This is a genomic window from Bacillus cereus group sp. BfR-BA-01408 (genome assembly GCF_022663305.1).
Classification (GTDB): Bacteria; Bacillota; Bacilli; order Bacillales; family Bacillaceae_G; genus Bacillus_A; species Bacillus_A pacificus.
This window is the reverse complement of record NZ_JAKUFF010000037.1, coordinates 1-20,879: the sequence shown is the minus strand read 5'-3', so window position 1 is coordinate 20,879 and position 20,879 is coordinate 1. Positions and strand designations below refer to the sequence as shown.

The following is a 20,879-nucleotide window of genomic DNA, read 5'->3' as shown; positions in this document are numbered from 1 at the left end:
TTTTAGTCTCTTTGTTACTATTGACGAATATCAATCCACCAACGATATTCCGCATTCATATTTTCAGTGCCACCATTCCCTCTGTAATGGAAAGCATCTAAAAAGATTGAATTTAGTTTATCCTCATCTACAAAATAACCTAAGTTAACCTTCACCGTTTGTCCAGATCGGATACTGCCAATATTATAAAAGCTTTTTCCGTCTCCGTGAGGTTCCAAGTAATCAACTTCACCCGTCATAATACGCGTTGCGTCCATTCCCTCTTCTTTAGCGTAGTTCCATGCATTCCCTTCAAATTTAAGCTGTTTTATAGATGGATGCATATAGATTTCTTCTGTCGACTTTTTACCAATATTTTTCACTAATGTTTCATGTCGTTTATTTTTCTGGTAACTATCAATCGCCTTGTTTTTCGCGACCCTCAAAATGTAGCGTTTAAGCTCTTCAGTGCTCAAGCTATAGAGCTTTGCCAGGTTCTTATAAAGAGTAATAAACGTCTCTTGAACCGCATCTTCAGCCTGTTGAATATTATTTAAAATAGAATACGCTACATAATAAATCTTTTGTTCATACAACTCATATAGCTCTTCCATCTTTTCATAATCGTTGTTTGTAACCTTCATATAATTCCTCCTCTCACTCTATATAACGAATGAGCCCCATACTTTGTGACACTGCAAAATCTTTTTATAGATAAAATTTAATAATAGAATAAACAAAAGCCCAATTTCTCTATTTTAACTGAGAAATTGGGCTTTTTAATATTAGAATTTTCCTGACCGCTACGCCTTTTCAATAAGCAGCATATGCTCTATCGCTTCTTTTAACAAATGCTTAATCTCTTCAAAATTATGATTGTGCTTTTCTCCCGATTGTACCGTATAAAATTCAGCAAACGAGCGCTCTTTATATCTTGGTACGACATGCATATGGTAATGTGTTAACTCATTAAATACTCCACCATTTTGACAAACTGTAACTCCATCTGGTTTATATAATGCCTTAATCGCTTTTGCAATAAGCTTAGAAGCATCCATAATGGATTTTGCTACAACATCATCTAATTCATCTACTTCTACAACATGCTGTTTTGGCACAATTAAAGTATGTCCTGGATAGAAAGGTGCATGATCTAAAAAGCATGTTACATAGTCATCTTCATATATTTTATATATAATTTCTTCTTCGTTGGCTAATTTACACCCTAAACATTCCATCATATTTCCCCCTTTATTAAAAACATAAAAACGTGAGAGCCGTATTCTCACGTTTTTATGTTTTATTTTATTAGTTCAATTGTTTCCGTAACCTTTATACTATCTTTTACAGATTGAACAATCGTGCAATTTTTCACTGCCAGTTGCAGTGCCTTATCCAACTGCTCTTCTGTAATGTTTTGCGCTTTAATTTTATAGTGCAAATGAACACTTTCAACTGGTTTTGATAAAGCTTCACTTCTACCAATTTCCGTTTCAATTGTAAACGTATCGTATGTAATACGTTTCTTTTCTAAAATTGTTCGAAAGACAATTGCACTGCATCCTGCGATAGAAGAAACGAGTAATTGTAACGGTGAATACCCGTTTTCTTTTCCAATCGCTAATTGACCATACGATAAATCTGCCTCAATATCATCTTGTTTGATGGTTAGTTTCATTTGTTGTCTCCACCTTCATCGGTTTCTGCCGTTTCTTATTTATATAATAATATATGTAGCAGAAAATGATAAATGGAATACCACAATATAACGCCATTCTTTGTTCTGGAATAAACGCTAAACTAATAACAACGATACTATTTGTAATTAAAGCTAAAATAGGAACGATTGGATATAACGGTGTTTTATATTTTAAGTCCTCTAACTTTCCTCCGCCTTTTATATACTGACTTCTAAAGCGAAGTTGCGACAGGGCAATAATAATCCAACTTGATACAGCTGATAAACCAGCTATAGATAATAAGTACATGTATACTGTATCTTCTGCAAGGAAGCTTGTTAATAAAGATAAAGCAGCTACAGCAATTGTTACAACTAGTGCTGTAATTGGAATACCACGCTTATTTACTTTCTGGAAAGACTTTGGTGCCATTCCTTCATTTGCAAGTGACCATAGTATACGCGTCGCTGCATATAATCCAGAGTTCGCTACAGATAATAACGCAGTAATAATAACGAAGTTCATAATATCAGCTGCATATGGAATACCGATTTTATCAAATACAACTACGAACGGACTTTCAATTACGCCAGCTTCTTTCCAAGAAATTAATCCTACTAAAATCGTCATTGTTAAAATGAAGAATAACATAATGCGCCATACTGTATTACGAATTGCACGTGGAATTGTTTTTTCAGGCTCTTCGCTTTCTCCCGCTGCAATCCCGATTAACTCTGTTCCTTGGAACGAGAAGTTCACTGTAATCATTGTAAGTAATACGGCAGCTAGTCCATTCGGGAATAACCCGCCTTCACTTACAAAGTTAGAGAAAAGAGGTGCTGCTTCTTTTCCGTCATATGATATAAACCCTAATAATGCACTACCACCAAGAACAACAAATGCAAGAATTGTAATTACTTTAATACTAGAAAACCAAAACTCTAATTCAGCATAACTTTTCGCCGAAATTGCGTTTGAAGCATATAAAATAACACCGAATACAAGGCACCATACCCAAACATCAACATTCGGAAACCATCTTTTCATCATTAAACCGATTGACGTTAATTCTAGTCCTACTGTTACTGCCCAGCCAAGCCAATATAGCCAACCGATCATAAAGCCCGTTCCTGGTCCAATAAACTTCGTCGCATACTTTTGGAAAGAACCTGAAACTGGCATTGCTACCGTTAACTCTCCAAGGCATAGCATTGTTAAATACATAATAAATCCGCCTACTAAATATGAAAGGATGGCTCCCCCTGGTCCAGCCTGATTAATGGTGTAACCTGAACCTAAGAAAAAACCAGTTCCGATTACACCACCTAGTGCGATCATAAATAAATGTCTACTCTTCATCGTACGATGTAATTTCTCATTCGTTTGTTGCTGCATCTAAATCCTCCCCCTACCAATACCCCTATATCTTGTTAAAATTTTCTGATAATAAAAATATACACGAAAGCGATTACATTTTCTATATAAAATTAAAACTTTTCTGATAAAATAATATAAAAAATCGAATTATTGCAAGATTTAGATTCTATTTAGAGGAAAATAAGGAGAAACAAGGAAAAAACTCTTACATATATTGTAAGAGTCAACGGAGTTCTAACCTTCTCGATAAAATTGATAAACTATAATTTACGATAAAATACATACAAGCTACTACTATAAACGTTGGAATCATATAATTTACATTTTGTCCGCTAATAATTTGAGCATTATGAATAAGCTCTGGCAGTGATATAACGACTGCTAGCGCTGTATCTTTCAGCAATGAAATAAACTGACTGACAAGCGGCGGAACCATTCTTCTTAATGCTTGTGGTAAAATAACATGCCAAAGCGCTTGAACATACGTTAATCCTGAAGATCTTGCGGCCTCAATCTGTCCTTTTTCAATCGATAATAGACCACTTCGAACAATTTCAGATATCATTGCTGCTTCAAATATTGTTAACGCAACAATTGTAGCTGTTATAATTTCTAATTTCAATCCTGCTTCTGGAAGTGCAAAATACGTGAAAAATATAATTAAAAGTAGTGGTAAGTTTCGAACCACTTCAACGAGAATTCCTAATATTTGTGAGACGACAGGGATTTTCATGTAGCGCAATATTCCTATTACACTACCAATAATAAAGCTAAGTACAATCGCTACGAGCGCTACCTCTAATGTGATGAGTAACCCTTTTAATAAAAAGAGAATATGATCACCTGTTATTGCTCCCTTAAAATCCATTTACACCGCCTCCTTTGCTAAGCGTTTTTCTAAATAACGCACTAACATACTGAGCGGAATTGTTAATATTAAATAAAACATCCCGACAAATATATAAACGTCGAACGTAACAAACGTCTTCGTTGAAATTAAATCTCCTTGATACATTAAATCCATACCAGCGATAATTCCGAGTATGGAAGAGTTTTTTACTAAATTGAGAAATTGATTTCCTAGAGGAGGGATTACGATTTTCATCGCTTGGGGTAAAACGACATGGTACATCGCTTGCGTGTAAGTCAATCCTGAAGAACGTGCTGCCTCCATTTGGCCTTTCGCGACTGATAAAATACCAGCGCGAATGACTTCCGCAATAAACGCTGCCGTATATACGGTAAGCGTAACTGTTCCTGCTACAAAACCATTTAAAGTAATTCCTATTACAGGTAAAGCGAAATAGAATATAAATGCAATTAATACGAGCGGAATATTTCTTACAAATTCTACAATAGCAGCTCCCAACCAATTTAAAATGCGAATCGGTGCAATACGCATTACCGCTAATATTATGCCTAAAATAAAACTGCCTATTAATGCGATTACACTAGACATCACTGTATATTTAAATCCTTCTAAATACATATCAATGTTATTCGTTAATATAGAAAAATCAGGCACATATTCTCCCCTCTTTCTTTACAAGAAGAGGATGAGTGCTCTCATCCTCTCGCTTTTACTATTTATCACTTTACTTCTCTGGTTTTTGCCCAATCCATTTCTCATATAATTTGTCATACTCTCCGCTTGCTTTCATGTCTTTAATTAAACTATTAATCTCTTTCGTTAAATCATCTGCACCTTTTTGCACTGCAATTCCGTACGGCTCATCCGTAAAAATTTTCCCGACAACTTCATAATTTGAATCTTGTTTTGCCATGCCGTAAAGAATTGCATTATCTGTTGTTAAAACATCACCTTTTCCTGCTTTTAACGCTGTAAATGCCTCACTATAATTTTCAAATTCTAATACAGTCGCTTCTGGTGATTTTTGGCGAATGTTATTTGTAGACGTTGAACCTTTTACTGCTAACACTTTTACGCCCTTTTTCACATCATCAATACTTTTAATATCGCTCCCTTTTTTCACGAGTAACGATTGCCCTGCTTTAAAATATACATCTGAAAAATCGACTTCTTTTTTACGTTCTTCTGTAATTGTCATTGTTGCAATAATTGCATCAATGTCACCGTTTTTCAGTAGTGGAATACGCGTTTTAGATGTTACCTCTTTCAACTCTAGTTTCTTTTCATCCCCAAGAATCTTTTTCGCAAGCGCCTTTGCAACATCAACATCAAATCCTTCTACCTGCCCTGTCGAAGGATTTTTCAATCCAAATAAGTTCGTATCATTCTTCACCCCAACTACTAACTTCCCTCGCTTCTTAATTTGTTCAACAGCACCGCCTTGCTTCGTGTTCGTTTCTTTCGCCTCATCTTTTTTACTTCCGCATCCAGCAACGACAAGTACGAATAGACATGAAAATACGATTAACGTAAACAACTTTTTCATTTTAAGCATAAAACTCCTCCTTTAATGGTTTAACACTCGGCTTAAAAATAGCCGCGCTCTTTCTTGTTCAGGACTTGCAAAAAATTGCGCCGGTGTTGTATCCTCAATGATTTTGCCATCATCCATAAATAAAATCCGATCGGCTACCTCCCGCGCGAATCCCATCTCATGCGTGACAACAACCATCGTCATCCCTTCTTTAGCTAACGTTTTCATAACATCCAATACTTCCCCGATCATCTCCGGATCAAGAGCAGACGTAGGCTCATCGAATAGCATAATTTCCGGCTGCATCGCAAGCCCTCTAGCAATTGCCACCCGTTGCTGTTGTCCTCCAGATAATTGATGTGGATACACGTTAGCCTTCTCTGGAATTCCTACTTTCTCTAAATAAAACATCGCTGTTTGTTCTGCTTCCTCTTTTGAAATTTTATTTACTTTAATAGGTGCTAATGTAATATTTTGAAGAACTGTTTTATGTGGATATAAATAAAAATGTTGAAAGACCATTCCGATATTTCGGCGTAATTCATTCATATCTGTTTTTGCATTGTGTACCTCCGTATTTTGTACAATTAACTCTCCATCCGTAATGGACTCTAACTGGTTTATACACCGAAGTAATGTACTTTTTCCTGATCCTGAAGGCCCAACAACTACTACCACTTCACCTTTTTTCACTTGCACATTAATATCTTTTAAAACTTGAAAGGTGCCATAATATTTATTTACGTTCCGAAACTCTATCAACATACTCACCCCTTCCCCTAACAAAGCATGTACATTCTTTTTATATTCAAAAATAGGCAAAAAAATAACTTCCAGCCTCATTTTGTCCATAAAAAAAGCAAAGGAATTTCCCCTTTGCTTTTTCATTTCTATTCCATTACGATACTTCTTCTTTCTTATCTTTTCCATATTCATGCTCCCAGAAATCAGCATTTTTAATTCCTAATGGCCCTGGATCGAATACTGGATCTTTTCCTTCTTTTTTCTGCTTTTCATAATCCTTTAATGCAACTAATGCAGGTTTTTGTAATAGTAAAATCGCAATGATATTTACCCATGCCATAATTCCTACACCGATATCGCCTAAAGCCCAAGCCGTTGCTGCTGTTTTTATACAACCGTAGAATACAGCTCCTAAAAATACAAACTTTAGTACCATAGACAGCCAAGGGCGGTCTTTATCACGATTTAAGTACGCGATATTCGTTTCTGCAATGTAGTAATACGCCATAATTGTTGTAAATGCAAAGAATAGTAATGAGATTGCAACGAAACCGTTTCCAAATCCAGGGAAAACAGATTCTACCGCTGCCTGTGTATATCCCGGCCCTGGCTGAGCACCATTTAATTTATTTACGATAAAGTTTTTTCCGCTTGCATCAAATACGTTATACATGCCTGTAATAATCATCATAAACGCTGTTGCTGAACAAACAAATAATGTATCAATGTAAACGGAAAATGCTTGCACTAAACCTTGCTTAGCTGGATGTGATACTTCAGCTGCTGCCGCTGCATGTGGCCCTGTTCCTTGCCCTGCTTCATTAGAATAAATACCACGTTTTACTCCCCAAGAAATTGCTAAACCGATAATACCACCAAATGCTGCTTCTAATGCAAAAGCGCTTCTTATAATTAACATAAATGCTTCTGGCAATTTTTCAATATTCATAGCGACAATAACACAAGCTACTAAAATATACCCAACAGCCATAAACGGTACGACAACTTGCGCTACGTTAACAATTCGTTTTACTCCACCGAAGATGATAAGAGCTAATACAACAACTAATAAAGCCCCTGATAGAGTAGTATTAATTCCAAAAGCTGTCTCTAAACTTACAGCAATACTATTTGCTTGCACACCCGGTAATAAAAGCCCCGTTGCAAGAATTGTCGCTGCAACAAATACTAGAGCATACCATTTCACACCTAAACCTTTTTCAATGTAATAAGCAGGTCCACCGCGAAACTGTCCCTGATGCTTTGTCTTATAGATTTGTGCTAATGTAGATTCTACATAAGCTGATCCTGCTCCTAAAAAGGCTACTGCCCACATCCAAAATACAGCTCCTGGTCCGCCGAAGGCAACCGCCGTTGCTACCCCAGCTATATTCCCTGTTCCAACGCGTCCAGATAACGAAAGTGCTAACGCTTGGAATGAAGAAACACCCGCCTCTGATTTTTCTCCTTTAAATGTCAGCTTCACCATTTCTCCTACATGCCTTACTTGTAAAAACCTCGTTCGAATTGAAAAATATAAACCTGCTCCTAAACATAAATAAACAAGTGCTGGACTCCAAACAATATTATTTAACCAATTTACGAAAGCTTCCAATATTCCCCCTCCTTTTTATCAAGAATATTCAGAATATATAAAAATTATAAATGTATACCGAATCTATGACAATATTATTTTAATAAAATAAACATATTTTTGTATAAAAAAACAAAGTATATATTTGTTTTATATACTTTGTTTTGAACAGAATGTATTATATATTCACAATTGCTTCTTTTTTTATAATTCTTTCGTATAGCTCTTCTGATAATTTCAAGAAGTTATCAGGCATATCTTTCCCTTTAAACTTCTTTTGAATCGTGCCATATAAACCTATATCGCGTAAACGTAAAAATAACGGCAATGATTCATACCAACTATCCGCTAGCTTATGTTCATATTCGTATCCTTTTCTTAACACTTGTAATTGTTTACGAGCAAAATCGGTCTTCTCTTCCGCTGTCCACGGTGTAAATAGAACAGAGTAATAAAGAACCATCGCTAAATCGTGTATAAAGTAATTATAAGCCGCATCATCAAAATCAAAGATTGTTAGCTCTTTACCATCATAATGAAAATTTCCTGGATGAATATCCCCATGCATAAGGCCGAACGTTTCTCTTTCAATTGGAAGAGCCTTTATCTCATCCATTAATACCGCAGCGATCTTTTTCACTTGATCATCTTCTAATTCATTAACAACCCCACTCTCATCTTCTTCCCACGTATCACGATGATCCGTTTTAGGATAGTTCATTGTTAGACGATGCAGTTGTCCAATCGCTTTTCCCCATGATTCAAAGAGAGGCTCGCCCCAATAAAGCGATTCTTCTCCTTTTACTTGCTCCCCTTTTGCATATGTAAATAAGGAAGCGAAAAAGAAAGTCCCATCCTCTGCTCTGATTTCTTCTACAAGATTTTGAGATGCTGAATAAAGGGGTCCTGCTACCTTTGCCCCATTCTCCGCAACATATCGTAAAAAATCTAGTTCAGCTTCGACTTCTTTTTTAGAACGATGAGAAGAGTGGGTTAAACGCAATACGTAATCTTTGCCACGATCACCCTTTGCCTTAAAAATATAATTTTCAAAATCTCCAAGTGGCTTTTCTTCCACTGTTACATGAAATGTCTTTGCTGCTCTTGCTAAAATTTCTTTTGTAAAAACTCGTTCTACTGCTATTTCCATATGTATCCCTCCTATATATCTTCTTAATTCGACACAAATGTGAGAAGTACTGCTATGAAATTGAATAATGCGTGGACAATCATAGCCGATAAAATAGAATTTGTTTTCTCATATAATCCAAGCATAAATTTCTCACAAAAAACAAAAATTAACAGAAGCAACTTTATTCTAAAGAGGTGGAAATTATGACAGAGCAAAAAGAACAACAAGAGAGTACGGATCAAAAGCATATGTTTCCATCACTTCCGGAAAACATTAATTATATCGAAAATAAGCTCTGTCATTCAGACGATATAAAAAAATTGGATCTCCCTTTTCAAAACGGAAAAGGAGCAATCCTATATATCGAATCTTTAGCAGACCCACATCTAATTCATCAATTAGCCCTTGAGCCTTTATTGACGCGGTCAGATTTAGCTTTAGATAAAGCTTTTTCTACATTAAATATGAAAAAGGAAACGAATTTAAATTATGGCGTGCAGCTCTTATTACAAGGCAAATCATTATATTTTCATGAACAAGTCGACAGTTTTTGTATTTTCGAAACAGCTTTATCTTTAAAGAGAGATATAGCAGAGCCTGATAATGAAGGGATTGTACGTGGACCACATACTGGTTTTGTAGAGGATCTAGCAACTAATTTAACCTCTATTCGTAAACTCATTAAGAGTCCAAATCTAGTTGTTAAGTATTTTACAATCGGTGAAGAAATGCACACGAAAGTGGCAATTGCTTATATGCAAAATATAGCGAATGACGATTTAGTTACAGAAGTGAAAAGAAGATTAGAAACGATTAAGACAGATGCACTTATGCCTCCAGGATATATACAAGAATTTATAGAGGATACGTCTTTCTCACCATTTCCGCAGCAATTAAATACAGAGCGTCCAGATAGAGTTGCAGCAAATTTAATGGAAGGACGAGTTGCTATTTTATCTGATGGAGATCCAACAGCGCTTATCGTTCCTGTTACGTTATTTGCCTTCTATCAATCACCAGACGATTATAATAACCGCTGGATTGTCGGTTCTTTCGTCCGAATGATTCGCTTAGTGAGTTTTTTGATTGCTTTTCTCTTACCAGCTATATATATCGCAACCGTAGCCTTTCATCCTGATGTATTGCCGCTTGAACTTGTGTATACAATTAAAGCTTCATTAGAGAAAGTACCGCTCCCTCCTATTTTTGAAGCTCTCTTGATGGAATTGATTTTCGAATTATTACGGGAAGCTGGTATTCGCTTACCAAGCCGAGTTGGCCAAACAATCGGTATTGTAGGTGGTTTAGTAATTGGTGATGCAATTGTAAAAGCTGGACTCGTTTCTTACACAATGATTATCGTTGTAGCTTTAACTGCAATCTCATCTTTTCTCGTTCCATCAAACGATATGAGTTCAGCAGTTCGAATTCTTCGTTTTCCACTAATGATTCTTGCTGCCATATTCGGATATTTAGGAATATCATTCGGTCTCATTATAACTTTCGTTCACCTATGTCAGCTTCATTCTTTTCATACACCATATCTTTCTCCTGTTGCACCAATGCGGATTAAAGATATGAAAGATTCTTTTGTAAGACTACCAATTTGGTCATTTTGGGAACGACCACATGATCCAAAACCGAAAAAAATGCAACGCCAACACGTAACGAGAGAGGATGAGAATGGTGACAAACACGCAAAGTAAAATTTCACTTGTTCAATTTACCTTTTTCGTTATTCAATGCCAAATCGGAGTGGGGATACTTTCTCTACCTAACCGTCTTCACCCGATAGCAAAAGGTGGTGGATGGATTTCTGCACTCATCGCCGGGCTTGCGATTCAACTTATTATTTTACTTATGTGGTTTTTATTAAGAAGATTTCCCGATGCAACTATGTATGACATTTCTTCTATAATGTTTGGTAATAAATTCGGAAAACTATTAGGTTTTTTATATGTTCTTTATTTTACGCTTATCGGTATGACAGTTATGTTAAATGCTTGTAATGTCATTAAAGTATGGGTTTTACAAGCAACTCCATGGTCTGCAATTCTCATACTATGTACAATAGCTTGCTGTTATATAGCTTATAACACGTTTAAAGTCATCGTACGATTTTATGTCATGGCCTCTATTCTCATTATTCCAATGGCTCTTTTAATTGCCCTAGGACTCACGCGAGCTGATTTTTCTTATATTTTTCCTATTACAGAAGCCGGATGGTGGAATATTATTCAAGCATCAAAGGAAACAATTACAGCTATGTATGGTTTTGAAATTATTCTTATCGCTTTCCCAAAAGTAAATGGGAATCCTGTGGCACGACTAAAAGCAATTTCTATCGCGAATGGATTTGTAACTCTTTTTTATACTTTTACTGTTTGGATTTGCTTTATCGTATTTAGTCCGAAACAAGTTGAGCTTATTCCTGAACCAGTTGCTTACTTATTACGCTCTTTACACATCGGAATTATAGACCGGACTGATTTACTCTTCATACCAATTTGGATGATAACTGTTGCTGCTTCTATTGCTAGTTATTATTGTGCTGCTTCTATCGGAATCGGACATATATTCAACCTTACTAATCATAAAAAGGCTGTTCCAATCGTTGGTATTATTGCTTTTAGTGTAGCCTTGTTTATAGATACCCCAGAAGAATTAAAAGTACTTGCGCAATTTACTGATAAATTTACCTATATTTTCATTTTAATCTTACCTTTTCTATTTCTTCTTTATTCCTTATTCAGAAATAAGAAAGGAGAACAATATGTTCAAAAAAAGAGTTAAATTACTTTTTATATTATGTACGAGTTCCCTCCTTTCTGGCTGTTGGGATCAAGAACCATTAAGAGAAGCAAGGTTAGCTTATAGTATTGGATCTGATATTACGGAAGAGAATAAACTCCAGCAAACAATTGAGCTCGTAAAAAGTTCAAGTGGAGAGCAATCTTCATTTGAGAATGAAATACATTCAGCAACGGGGCATAACATAAGGGATACAAGTGATGCTCTAAAAAAAAATGTGACTGGAAATATTCGCTATTTCAAATATGGTGTTCAATTACTAGGAACCAAAATTTTAAAAAAAGGGATACTACCCTATTTAGATGTCAGTTTTCGGGATCCAACAAACCCAACTGCTTTAGTAAAACTTATTGCAGTAGATGGTGAAACATCCAAGATACTGGAAAAAAAGAAGGTCGGAAATTTGTTAATTGGAGATTTTCTAAAGAAAAAAGTGAAAAGCTTAGAAGATATGAGTGTGTTTCCAAAAGAAACTTTGGAGACAGCCGCTACAAAAATGTTAGACCCCGGTAAAGACTTTACCCTCCCTTCTATAAAAATAAAAGGAAAAGAAGTTATTACAGACGGGTTGGCTTTATTTAATAAAGACAAATTAACTGGGCATTTACCTTTGAAACAATCTGTTTTATTCGTTTTATTAACTGGAAAAATGGGAACAAGCGCACGTATAACTCAAAAACTTACTAGTGATGAATCGAAGAAGACATCCGATTATTTAACAATGGAAATTAGCAATAGAAAACTAAAACGAGACTTAAAAATAACAACAGATAAAAAAGGAAATGTGTATGCTCACATTAAGCTTCAATTAAAAGTTATAGCTCTTGAAGCTCCGAGAGATAATCTTTACAAAATGGATGAAAGAAAAAAACTAAATAAGGAACTATCCAAACAGCTCACGAAAGAAGCGAAAAAAATAACGAAAAAGTTACAAAAGGCAAATTGTGATGCTTTCGGAATTGGTAGACATCTTATCGCTTATCATCCTGACCTATGGAAGAAAAAAAATTGGAATAAAGATTATGCAAAAGTAAAATTTAAGCCTGAGGTAGAAGTAAGCATTTTGTATAGTGGTGTCTTAAAATAAAAAGTTGTATGCCACGCAGGCATACAACTTTTTATTTCGTATATCGATATACAATTGATTCATATGGTCTTAAGTCAAGGTTTGTAATATCCTTGCTGGAATCTTTATAATTCGACAGTAATACTTCTTGTTTCATTCCATCCAATTGAACGTGCGCTGGTACAGAGTACGTTATTTCCTCTCCATAGAAGTTATTGATAACAAGTAGCACTTCACTTTCTGTAGTACGAGTATATGCCCAAATTTTAGGATCATTTTCATCCAAAATAGCATATTCTCCTTCTGTAATTACATCATACGTTTTTCGAAGTTCGATTAACTTTTTATAATGATAAAATACAGACTCTTTATCTTCTAGTGCCTTCTCTACATTTATTTCTTTATAGTTTTCAGCCACTGAAATCCAAGGTGTACTTGTTGTAAAGCCACTGTTCATCTCTTCATTCCACTGCATTGGAGTACGGGAGTTGTCACGAGATTTTTGTTTTAAAATCCCGATAATCTCTTCTTTTGATAATCCTTCTTCCAGCTTTATATCGTATATATTTAACGATTCTACATCGCGATATTGCTCAATAGACTCGAATTTAGGATTCGTCATACCGATTTCTTCACCTTGATAAATGTAAGGTGTGCCCTGCAACATATGCATAGCTGTCGCTAACATTTTCGCAGATTCATTTCGGTACTCCTTATCATCACCAAAGCGTGACACAATACGAGGCTGGTCATGATTACACCAGAATAACGCATTCCATCCCCTGCCCTTTTGCATTTCAATTTGCCAATTAGACATAATCTCTTTTAATTTAATAAAATCAAAATCAGCCTTCGTCCACTTATCACCATTCGGATAATCAACTTTTAAATGATGGAAACTAAACGTCATACTTAATTCATTACGCTCAGGGTTTGAATATTTAATACAATTATCAATTGTCGTAGATGACATTTCTCCAACTGTAATTACATCTTTCCCTTCAAAAACATTTCGGTTCATTTCTTGTAAATATTCATGCACACGTGGGCCATCTGTATAATATTTACGGCCATCGCTTGTCGCTGTACTTCCGTCATCATTTAAGAATTGTTGATCTTTTGAAATTAAATTAATAACATCTAATCGGAATCCAGTTACCCCTTTATCAAGCCAAAAGCGCATCATATCATATACTTCTTCACGAAGTTTTTCATTTTCCCAGTTTAAATCCGCTTGTGTCTCATCAAATAGATGTAAATAATATTGCTCTGTCTTCTCATCATATTTCCAAGCAGATCCACCAAACTTAGATTGCCAATTATTTTTTTCATCACGCCAAATGTAATAATTTCGATATGGACTATTTTTATCTTCCTTCGCTTCCTTAAACCACTTATGCTCCGTCGAACTATGATTTACAACGATATCAAGCATAATTTCAATATTACGTGCTTTCGCCTCTTCTAAAAGCTCTTCAAACTCTTCCATCGTTCCGTAAGATGGATCAATACGGTAGTAATCACTTACATCGTATCCATTATCATTTTGTGGTGATTGGTATATCGGTGTTAACCAAATATAATCTACTCCGAGTTCTTTTAAATAATCTAGTTTCTCTGTAACCCCTTTTATATCACCGGTTTCTTTATTGTAATAGCTATTAAAGCTCTTCGGATAAATTTGATAAACTACACTTTTATGCCAATCCTTCATGTTTAACTTCCTCCTACTTCTGTTTTACTCGCTTTGCAAATAACCACGTTAACGTAAATGGGATTACAACTGCGATAATCATTCCGACAATAAACATTGGAATCGATTTCGGAATGATAGAAATAAATGCGGGTAATCCGCCAATTCCGATAGCCGGTGCTAATACACCATTTAACGTAATAAATATTGCTGCCACAGCCGATCCTATAATTGCGGCATAGAATGGGAATTTATTTCGTAAGTTTACACCAAACATAGCTGGCTCTGTAATACCGAAATATGCTGAGATTGCTGATGTAGATGCCATACTTTTATCATTTTGATTTTTAGAAATCCAGAACATCGCAAGTGCCGCACTACCTTGCGCAATGTTAGAAAGAGCAATCATTGGCCAAATGAATGTACCTCCGTGTTGTGCAATTAATTGTAAGTCGATAGCAATAAACATATGATGCATACCTGTAATTACAAGCGGTGCATATAATGCTCCAAACAATACTGCTCCAACTACTGGTACTGTTTCATATACACCTACTAATCCAGCTGTTAATAAATCTCCAATATGACGTGTAACTGGACCAATAATCCCTAATGCTAACACACCTGTTACGACAATCGTTGTAATTGGTACAACTAACAATTGAATTGCATTTGGTACATGTTTCTTTAAGAAGATTTCCACTTTACTTAATACAAATGCTGCTACTAAGACCGGTAGGATTTGACCTTGATACCCTACTTTTTCAATTTGAAATAATCCTAAAATATCGAAGTACTCAATCTTTTGTCCATCTAAACCAGTTGCTGCTTTTCCGTAATCCCACGCGTTTAATAATGCTGGATGCACAAGCATTAATCCCATAACAATTCCTAATATCGGACTACCACCAAAACGCTTCGTTGCTGACCAACCGACAAGTGCTGGTAAGAATACGAAAGCTGTATTCGCCATCATATTAATTAAATCCCAAAGCCCACTTAAGTTTGGATACACATCTAATAAATTTTTACCTTCAAAAAATAAGTCCTTCGCCCCTAATAGGTTGTTAATTCCCATTAGTAAACCAGCTGTTACGATTGCTGGTAATATCGGCATAAATACATCTGAAAATACTTTTACAAACTTTTGAGCTGGATTTAGCTTTTGGTTTCCAGAATCTTTTACATCAGCTACTGTCGCTTCCTTCATACCTGCAAGCGTTATCAATTCAGCATATACTCGATCAACATCTCCTGGACCGATTACAATTTGAAATACCCCAGCGTTATGAAACGCTCCCTTCACTAATGAAACAGACTGCAATTTATCGTTATCTATTTTACTTTCATCCTTTAAAGCGATACGGAGTCTCGTTACACAGTGCGCAGCTTGTTCAATATTGTCTTTCCCGCCAATATACTGCAACACTTCCTCTGCTGTTTTACGATAGTCTTTCCCCATATTCCCGTCCCTCTTTTCTTTTTTTGATACCGTTTACAATTACATATTAACTCGTATATATAAGTTAGTCAATACTCGTATATACGAGTTTGTCATTTTTTTATAAAAAAAGAGATGAAACGTTATTACGTTCCATCTCCTTATTTTCTCCGCGCCACATCCGAAAAATGAAAAATATCTAAGCGGTGGCGGGATTCTGTATATTCGAACTGACTTCCATCATACAAATGCGTAAAGTTTTTCACGACAACAACATAGTCTGTTCCATTTAAATCTAAATACTTTCTATCGTCCTCTGTACATGGTTGCACTTCAATTACTCTCTGTGAATAACTAATATGAAGACCTAGTTCTTTCTCAATATATTTATAAATGGATTGCGCTGCAATTTCACTCGTTAATCCAGGAATATATTCCGATACAAAATGATTAATATCCAAAATTACTTTTTCTCCATCAATATTTCGTACGCGTTTAATATGATCTATGTCTGTTTTCTCTTTCACATTTAATAGCTTTGCAACCTCTTTTGTTGCTTTTACTTTCTCCATTTCTACGACTTCTGTAATACAATGACGTCCTAAACGTTCATTTTCTTCTTGGAAACTTACAATACCACCAAAGTTGAATTCAATGTTTTTTCGCTTTAAAACAAAAACACCTTTTCCGTGTATTTTTTGAACATATCCACGTTCTTGTAATAAATCTACAGCTTTTCTTACAGTACCGCGGCTCGCTTCATATTGCTTCATTAATTCAGTTTCTGATGGGATTTTGCATCCCTCTTTTAATTGCCTATTATCAATAGAATTACTGATTTCTGTATAAATTTGTTCATACTTACTCATCATCTACAATAGCCCCTTGTCACCTTCTAGTTCTATATGTATTATACCATGCTACACTCTTCTGCCAATCTCTCACTTATTTTCCAGCATAGGAAAAATAAAGGTAAATATTTAATCTCTAAAACGTATTTTTATAAAAATTTTTATATTTTTCTTTTCATTCAAAAAAACATGTAGTATACTAACTTCAAAATCAGAGGAGAAAGGGAGCAAAGAACTATGCTTACTTATACAACAATTGTAGTTACATTTGCACAAAAACATCATCATCATACGTAACCCTTGAAACCTAGCGGAAAAATTACGCGTAGGTACAAGGGTTATTCCCGTTGTACCTACGTTAGGCGAAGAGCCATGTAGGTATTTTTTATCTACATGGCTCTTTTTTTATTGCCAAAAAGCTAGTAAAAAATGATGTTTAAGCAAATCTTACTACAAAGGAGTTAACAAAAATGGAAACGAAAAAATGGGGATTATGGGTTTTAACAGCTTTTGTTATCGGGAATATGGTTGGCGGTGGCGTATTTATGCTCCCAGCGAATTTAGCACAAGTATCAGGTCCAATGGGTTCTACACTTGCATGGAGTATTACAGGACTTGGCGTATTTATGATTGCACTCGTATTTGGAAATTTAGCAATCCGAAAACCAGAATTAAAAGCGGGACCACAAAGCTATGCTCAAGCGATGTTCCCTTCAAAAAAAGCGGGTAAAGTTGCAGGCTATAGTATGGCATGGGGATATTGGGCTGCGAACTGGGCTGCAACAGCATCTGTTATTATTTCCTTTGCTGGATATTTATCAACATTCTTTCCAGTTTTACAAAGTAAGCAAATTCTCTTTTCAACGAACGGATTTTCACTAGAACTTGGAAAAGGATTAACGTTCCTCGTATGCAGCCTTATGTTATGGGGAATTCAATATATTCTTTCTCAAAATATTGATCGTGCTGGAAATATGAATCTTCTTGCTACTATTGCAAAAATTATTGGATTTACAATGTTTATTGTAATCACATTATTCATTTTCAATGCCTCTAATTTCGGAGATGGGCAAACATTTATGAATGAAGCAGGACAATCCATTTCTTTAGGTGGACAAATCAATTCAGCTGCTATTGCAACACTTTGGGCGTTCATCGGTATTGAATCGGCTGTCATGCTTTCTAATCGTGCAAAATCTCAGCGCGATGTAAAAAAAGCTACGATTTTCGGATTAATTATCGCTCTTCTTATTTACATGTCAATTACTCTGCTTACAATGGGCGCTCTCCCGCAAGATGCTTTAAAAGAGTCTCAAAAACCATTAGTAGACGCATTAAATTTAGCAATTGGCAATAAAGGTGCCTATATCATGGCTCTACTTGCACTTGTATCTTTATTTGGATCTACAGTGGGCTGGATTGTTGTTAGTTCAGAAGTACCTTACCAGGCTGCAAAGAACGGACTTTTCCCTAAGCTTTTCGCGAAAACGAATAAAAAGGGTAGTCCTTCAAAATCATTATTGATTACAAATGTAATGACGCAGATTTTCTTGTTCTCAACGATTTCTGGTACCGTATCAGAAGCTTATAATTTCGCTATCGTTGTAGCAACATTAGCTTATTTAATTCCATACCTTGTTTCTACGCTGTACCAATTCAAATTAGTTATTACAGGAGAAACGTATGATATAATGCCTGGCTCTCGAATAAAGGACGGCATCATTACTACATTAGCATTCATATATTCTATTTGGGTTATCAAAACGGGAACTGCTGATTTAAAAACGTTCTTCTTAGGAATCGGATTGTTCGTATTAGGTCTGATTCTCTATCCAATACTAATGAAAAACTCACAAAAAATGAATTAAAAAAGAGAAGCTACGCTTCTCTTTTTTATATGAAATCTGTAGTTAACTTTTCTTTTAACTCTCCTACAGATAAAGGTTTCGCATAATAAAATCCTTGCACATAATCACAACCCATAGATTGTAATAAACTTTCTTGCTCTACTGTCTCTACCCCTTCAGCAACTACTGCTAAATGTAAGCTATGGGCAATTTCAATAACGGATTTTACAATCGTTCGCTCTGGCTGTGCATGATCATAATGAAATTCACGAATAAAATTACGATCAATTTTTACTATATCCAGCGGTAGTTGTTTTAAATAATATAAGGAAGAATAACCCGTTCCGAAATCATCTAAAGCAATTAAAATCCCCATATTTCTTAATTCTTGTAATGTAGCAATAATATAATCAAAATGACGAACAGCAGTACTTTCCGTTATTTCTAAAATTAAACGATTCGGAGGAAATCCAGTTCTCTTTAAAATGCTACGTACAGACAAAATAAAACGTTTCTGCATTAATTGTTGTATAGATAAATTCACAGATAACTTTAATCCTTCTTGATAATTTGGTAATGTTTTAAATAAGCGACATGACTTTTCTAATACCCAATCTCCTAATTTTATAATAAGTCCTGATTCTTCAGCTATAGGGATAAATTCACTTGGGGAAATAGGCCCTTCTTCTGTCGTACAACGTACTAAAGCCTCGATACCAGTATATTTCTTCGTTTTCAAATCAATAATAGGCTGCAACGCCACCTCTAACTCTTCATCACGAATTGCCTTTTGCAAAGCAAATTCAATTTTCATTCTACGATTTATTTTCGCACGTAACTCATCGGTAAAGAAACAAGCGGCATTTCTACCTTGTTCTTTCGCACTGTACATAGCTAGATCCGAATTTTTCAATAGTGTTTCCACATCTTGTCCATCTTGCGGATATGAGCACAGTCCTAGACTTGCTGAAATGTATACTTCATGACCTTCAAGCATAAATGGTGCCTGAAAGCATGACAACACAGATGTCGCTAGTTGCCTCATCTCATCTTGTGTATGATTTTTTGTTAACAACACAAATTCGTCGCCACCCAGCCTAGCCAGAACATCTTTCTCTCCTAGCACATAATGCAACCGTGAAGCAACTTCGCTTAAAAGTAAATCTCCTATCATATGACCTAGCGTATCGTTTACTAATTTAAAACGATCCAAATCAAAATAAATCATACCAAACTCTTTTTTATCTGCAATTAATTCGTTAACAGTCGTTATTAATTGTAAACGGTTCGGTAAACTCGTTAAAGCATCATGATACGCAAGTTCTCTATAACGACTTTCGCTTAACCGTAACCTCTGTTCTGCTTCTTTCCTACTACTAATATCATTTCGGATCGCAATAAATTGATATGGCTCTCCTTTTTCATTTAAAAATGGAACAATTGTTGTTTTAACCCAATAATATGTACCATCTTTTGCTTGATTCCGAATCTCACCTCTCCATACTTTTCCGCTCAAAATACGCTTCCATAGCATTTGAAAAAATGTTTTTGGGTGATATCCTGAATTTAAAATACGATGATCTTTCCCTATTAACTCTTCTCGTGTATATTTGGAGATTTCACAAAACTTATCATTTACATATGTAATAAGACCCTTTCGGTCTGTAATCGCAACAATTGAAGACTCATCTAATGCTAACTTTAAATCTCGCAATGAAGATTCATATAATGCATGACCTCTTTGTTCTAGCATGCGCATCTCTCCTTGCTTCCTATCTGACTAAAACACAACTTGTTTCTTTTCATAGAAATAGAGATATTTCATTTCCTAATAATCGCCCTTTACATACATCATGTTTTGAAATATGCCGATTAAAATAACATAATATTATTTGTAATAAAAAGCAATATAATACCTTTTCAATTATACGTAGTAGTTTCTTATAGCTAACTCTATACAACTCTTCAAGAACATATATATAAAGTGAAACTTTAATCAGTGGGGGGGTGATCTCCGCCTAACTTCCTTGTTTCCGCTGAATTTTGAGGTGGGGGTCTTACTGCCCTTTAATGCGGGATAAATTAAAATTATTATATATGTTTTTTGAATTATAATAACAAAATATTAACATATTTTCACCTTAATTTTGGAAGTATTTTATAAATAAATACCGTATTAAACCAAAAAAGAGGATAGCCTCTTTTTTGGTTTAATACGGATATGGTGTTTGTTGATACCCCGGATATGGTGTTGGATATG

Annotated in this window: 18 protein-coding genes and 1 pseudogene; 4 read left to right on the top strand and 15 right to left on the bottom strand. The window is 35.3% G+C overall.

The annotated features are described in order from the left end of the window. Positions 1-17: 17 nt before the first annotated feature. The 11 genes and pseudogenes from MR083_RS27835 to MR083_RS15885 form a co-directional block, all read right to left on the bottom strand. Complete coding sequence (locus MR083_RS27835; RefSeq protein WP_277931456.1) at positions 18-593, bottom strand: sigma-70 family RNA polymerase sigma factor; 576 nt, start codon at positions 591-593, stop codon at positions 18-20. Between the two features lie 189 nt (positions 594-782). After that, positions 783-1,217 (bottom strand): HIT family protein, encoded by a 435-nt coding sequence (locus MR083_RS15930; protein WP_000388964.1) that lies wholly within the window; start codon positions 1,215-1,217, stop codon positions 783-785. A 62-nt stretch (positions 1,218-1,279) separates the two neighbouring features. After that, positions 1,280-1,657, bottom strand: a complete 378-nt coding sequence (locus MR083_RS15925) for an OsmC family protein (RefSeq protein ID WP_000778865.1) — start codon at positions 1,655-1,657, stop codon at positions 1,280-1,282. Continuing rightward, complete coding sequence (locus MR083_RS15920; RefSeq protein ID WP_242269569.1) at positions 1,632-3,053, bottom strand: amino acid permease; 1,422 nt, start codon at positions 3,051-3,053, stop codon at positions 1,632-1,634. The genes MR083_RS15925 and MR083_RS15920 overlap by 26 nt, the downstream gene beginning before the upstream one ends. A gap of 205 nt (positions 3,054-3,258) precedes the next feature. Beyond that, a complete protein-coding gene (locus MR083_RS15915) occupies positions 3,259-3,903 on the bottom strand; it encodes an amino acid ABC transporter permease (RefSeq protein WP_242269568.1) in 645 nt (214 codons plus the stop codon). Then, positions 3,904-4,560 carry an amino acid ABC transporter permease gene (locus MR083_RS15910; RefSeq protein ID WP_001112660.1) on the bottom strand — a complete coding sequence of 219 codons (657 nt, stop codon included), beginning with the start codon at positions 4,558-4,560 and terminating at the stop codon, positions 3,904-3,906. Positions 4,561-4,630: 70 nt separating this feature from the next. Continuing rightward, positions 4,631-5,461 carry a glutamine ABC transporter substrate-binding protein GlnH gene (gene glnH, locus MR083_RS15905; RefSeq protein ID WP_000916481.1) on the bottom strand — a complete coding sequence of 277 codons (831 nt, stop codon included), beginning with the start codon at positions 5,459-5,461 and terminating at the stop codon, positions 4,631-4,633. 12 nt (positions 5,462-5,473) lie between these two features. Continuing rightward, a complete protein-coding gene (locus MR083_RS15900) occupies positions 5,474-6,202 on the bottom strand; it encodes an amino acid ABC transporter ATP-binding protein (protein WP_014893317.1) in 729 nt (242 codons plus the stop codon). A gap of 136 nt (positions 6,203-6,338) precedes the next feature. Beyond that, positions 6,339-7,799, bottom strand: a complete 1,461-nt coding sequence (locus MR083_RS15895) for an alanine/glycine:cation symporter family protein (protein ID WP_000387151.1) — start codon at positions 7,797-7,799, stop codon at positions 6,339-6,341. Between the two features lie 157 nt (positions 7,800-7,956). Then, a complete protein-coding gene (locus MR083_RS15890) occupies positions 7,957-8,928 on the bottom strand; it encodes a phosphotransferase enzyme family protein (RefSeq protein WP_242269567.1) in 972 nt (323 codons plus the stop codon). A gap of 23 nt (positions 8,929-8,951) precedes the next feature. Next, a pseudogene (locus MR083_RS15885) lies at positions 8,952-9,044 on the bottom strand (CPBP family intramembrane glutamate endopeptidase); the annotation flags it as partial. Positions 9,045-9,113: 69 nt separating this feature from the next. Here MR083_RS15885 and gerKA point away from each other — a divergent pair. From gerKA to gerKC, 3 genes are read left to right on the top strand one after another with little or no spacing between them, the layout of a single operon-like run. Next, positions 9,114-10,616 (top strand): spore germination protein GerKA, encoded by a 1,503-nt coding sequence (gene gerKA, locus MR083_RS15880; protein ID WP_242269566.1) that lies wholly within the window; start codon positions 9,114-9,116, stop codon positions 10,614-10,616. Beyond that, a complete protein-coding gene (locus MR083_RS15875; RefSeq protein WP_041184728.1) occupies positions 10,597-11,703 on the top strand; it encodes a GerAB/ArcD/ProY family transporter in 1,107 nt (368 codons plus the stop codon). Before gerKA ends, MR083_RS15875 begins: the two co-directional genes overlap by 20 nt. Then, positions 11,684-12,808, top strand: a complete 1,125-nt coding sequence (gene gerKC, locus MR083_RS15870; RefSeq protein ID WP_000474034.1) for a spore germination protein GerKC — start codon at positions 11,684-11,686, stop codon at positions 12,806-12,808. The genes MR083_RS15875 and gerKC overlap by 20 nt, the downstream gene beginning before the upstream one ends. A 31-nt stretch (positions 12,809-12,839) precedes the next feature. Here gerKC and treC read toward each other — a convergent pair whose 3' ends face one another. The 3 genes from treC to treR form a co-directional block, all read right to left on the bottom strand. Continuing rightward, positions 12,840-14,501, bottom strand: coding sequence for an alpha,alpha-phosphotrehalase (gene treC / locus MR083_RS15865; RefSeq protein ID WP_000656102.1), 1,662 nt, complete (start codon positions 14,499-14,501; stop codon positions 12,840-12,842). Positions 14,502-14,514: 13 nt separating this feature from the next. Next, the gene (treP, locus tag MR083_RS15860; protein ID WP_000513952.1) at positions 14,515-15,942 is read right to left on the bottom strand and encodes a PTS system trehalose-specific EIIBC component; all 1,428 of its coding nucleotides are present in this window, start codon (positions 15,940-15,942) and stop codon (positions 14,515-14,517) included. A gap of 140 nt (positions 15,943-16,082) precedes the next feature. Beyond that, positions 16,083-16,793 (bottom strand): trehalose operon repressor, encoded by a 711-nt coding sequence (gene treR / locus MR083_RS15855; protein ID WP_000987251.1) that lies wholly within the window; start codon positions 16,791-16,793, stop codon positions 16,083-16,085. A gap of 449 nt (positions 16,794-17,242) precedes the next feature. On the opposite strand from treR, the gene MR083_RS15850 reads away from it, so the two are divergent. Beyond that, on the top strand, positions 17,243-18,640 hold the full coding sequence (locus MR083_RS15850) for an amino acid permease (RefSeq protein WP_000448457.1): 1,398 nt from the start codon (positions 17,243-17,245) through the stop codon (positions 18,638-18,640). A 25-nt stretch (positions 18,641-18,665) separates the two neighbouring features. Here the strand turns inward: MR083_RS15850 and MR083_RS15845 are convergent, their stop codons facing one another. Then, positions 18,666-20,372 carry a putative bifunctional diguanylate cyclase/phosphodiesterase gene (locus tag MR083_RS15845; RefSeq protein WP_000893373.1) on the bottom strand — a complete coding sequence of 569 codons (1,707 nt, stop codon included), beginning with the start codon at positions 20,370-20,372 and terminating at the stop codon, positions 18,666-18,668. Positions 20,373-20,879: the final 507 nt, after the last annotated feature.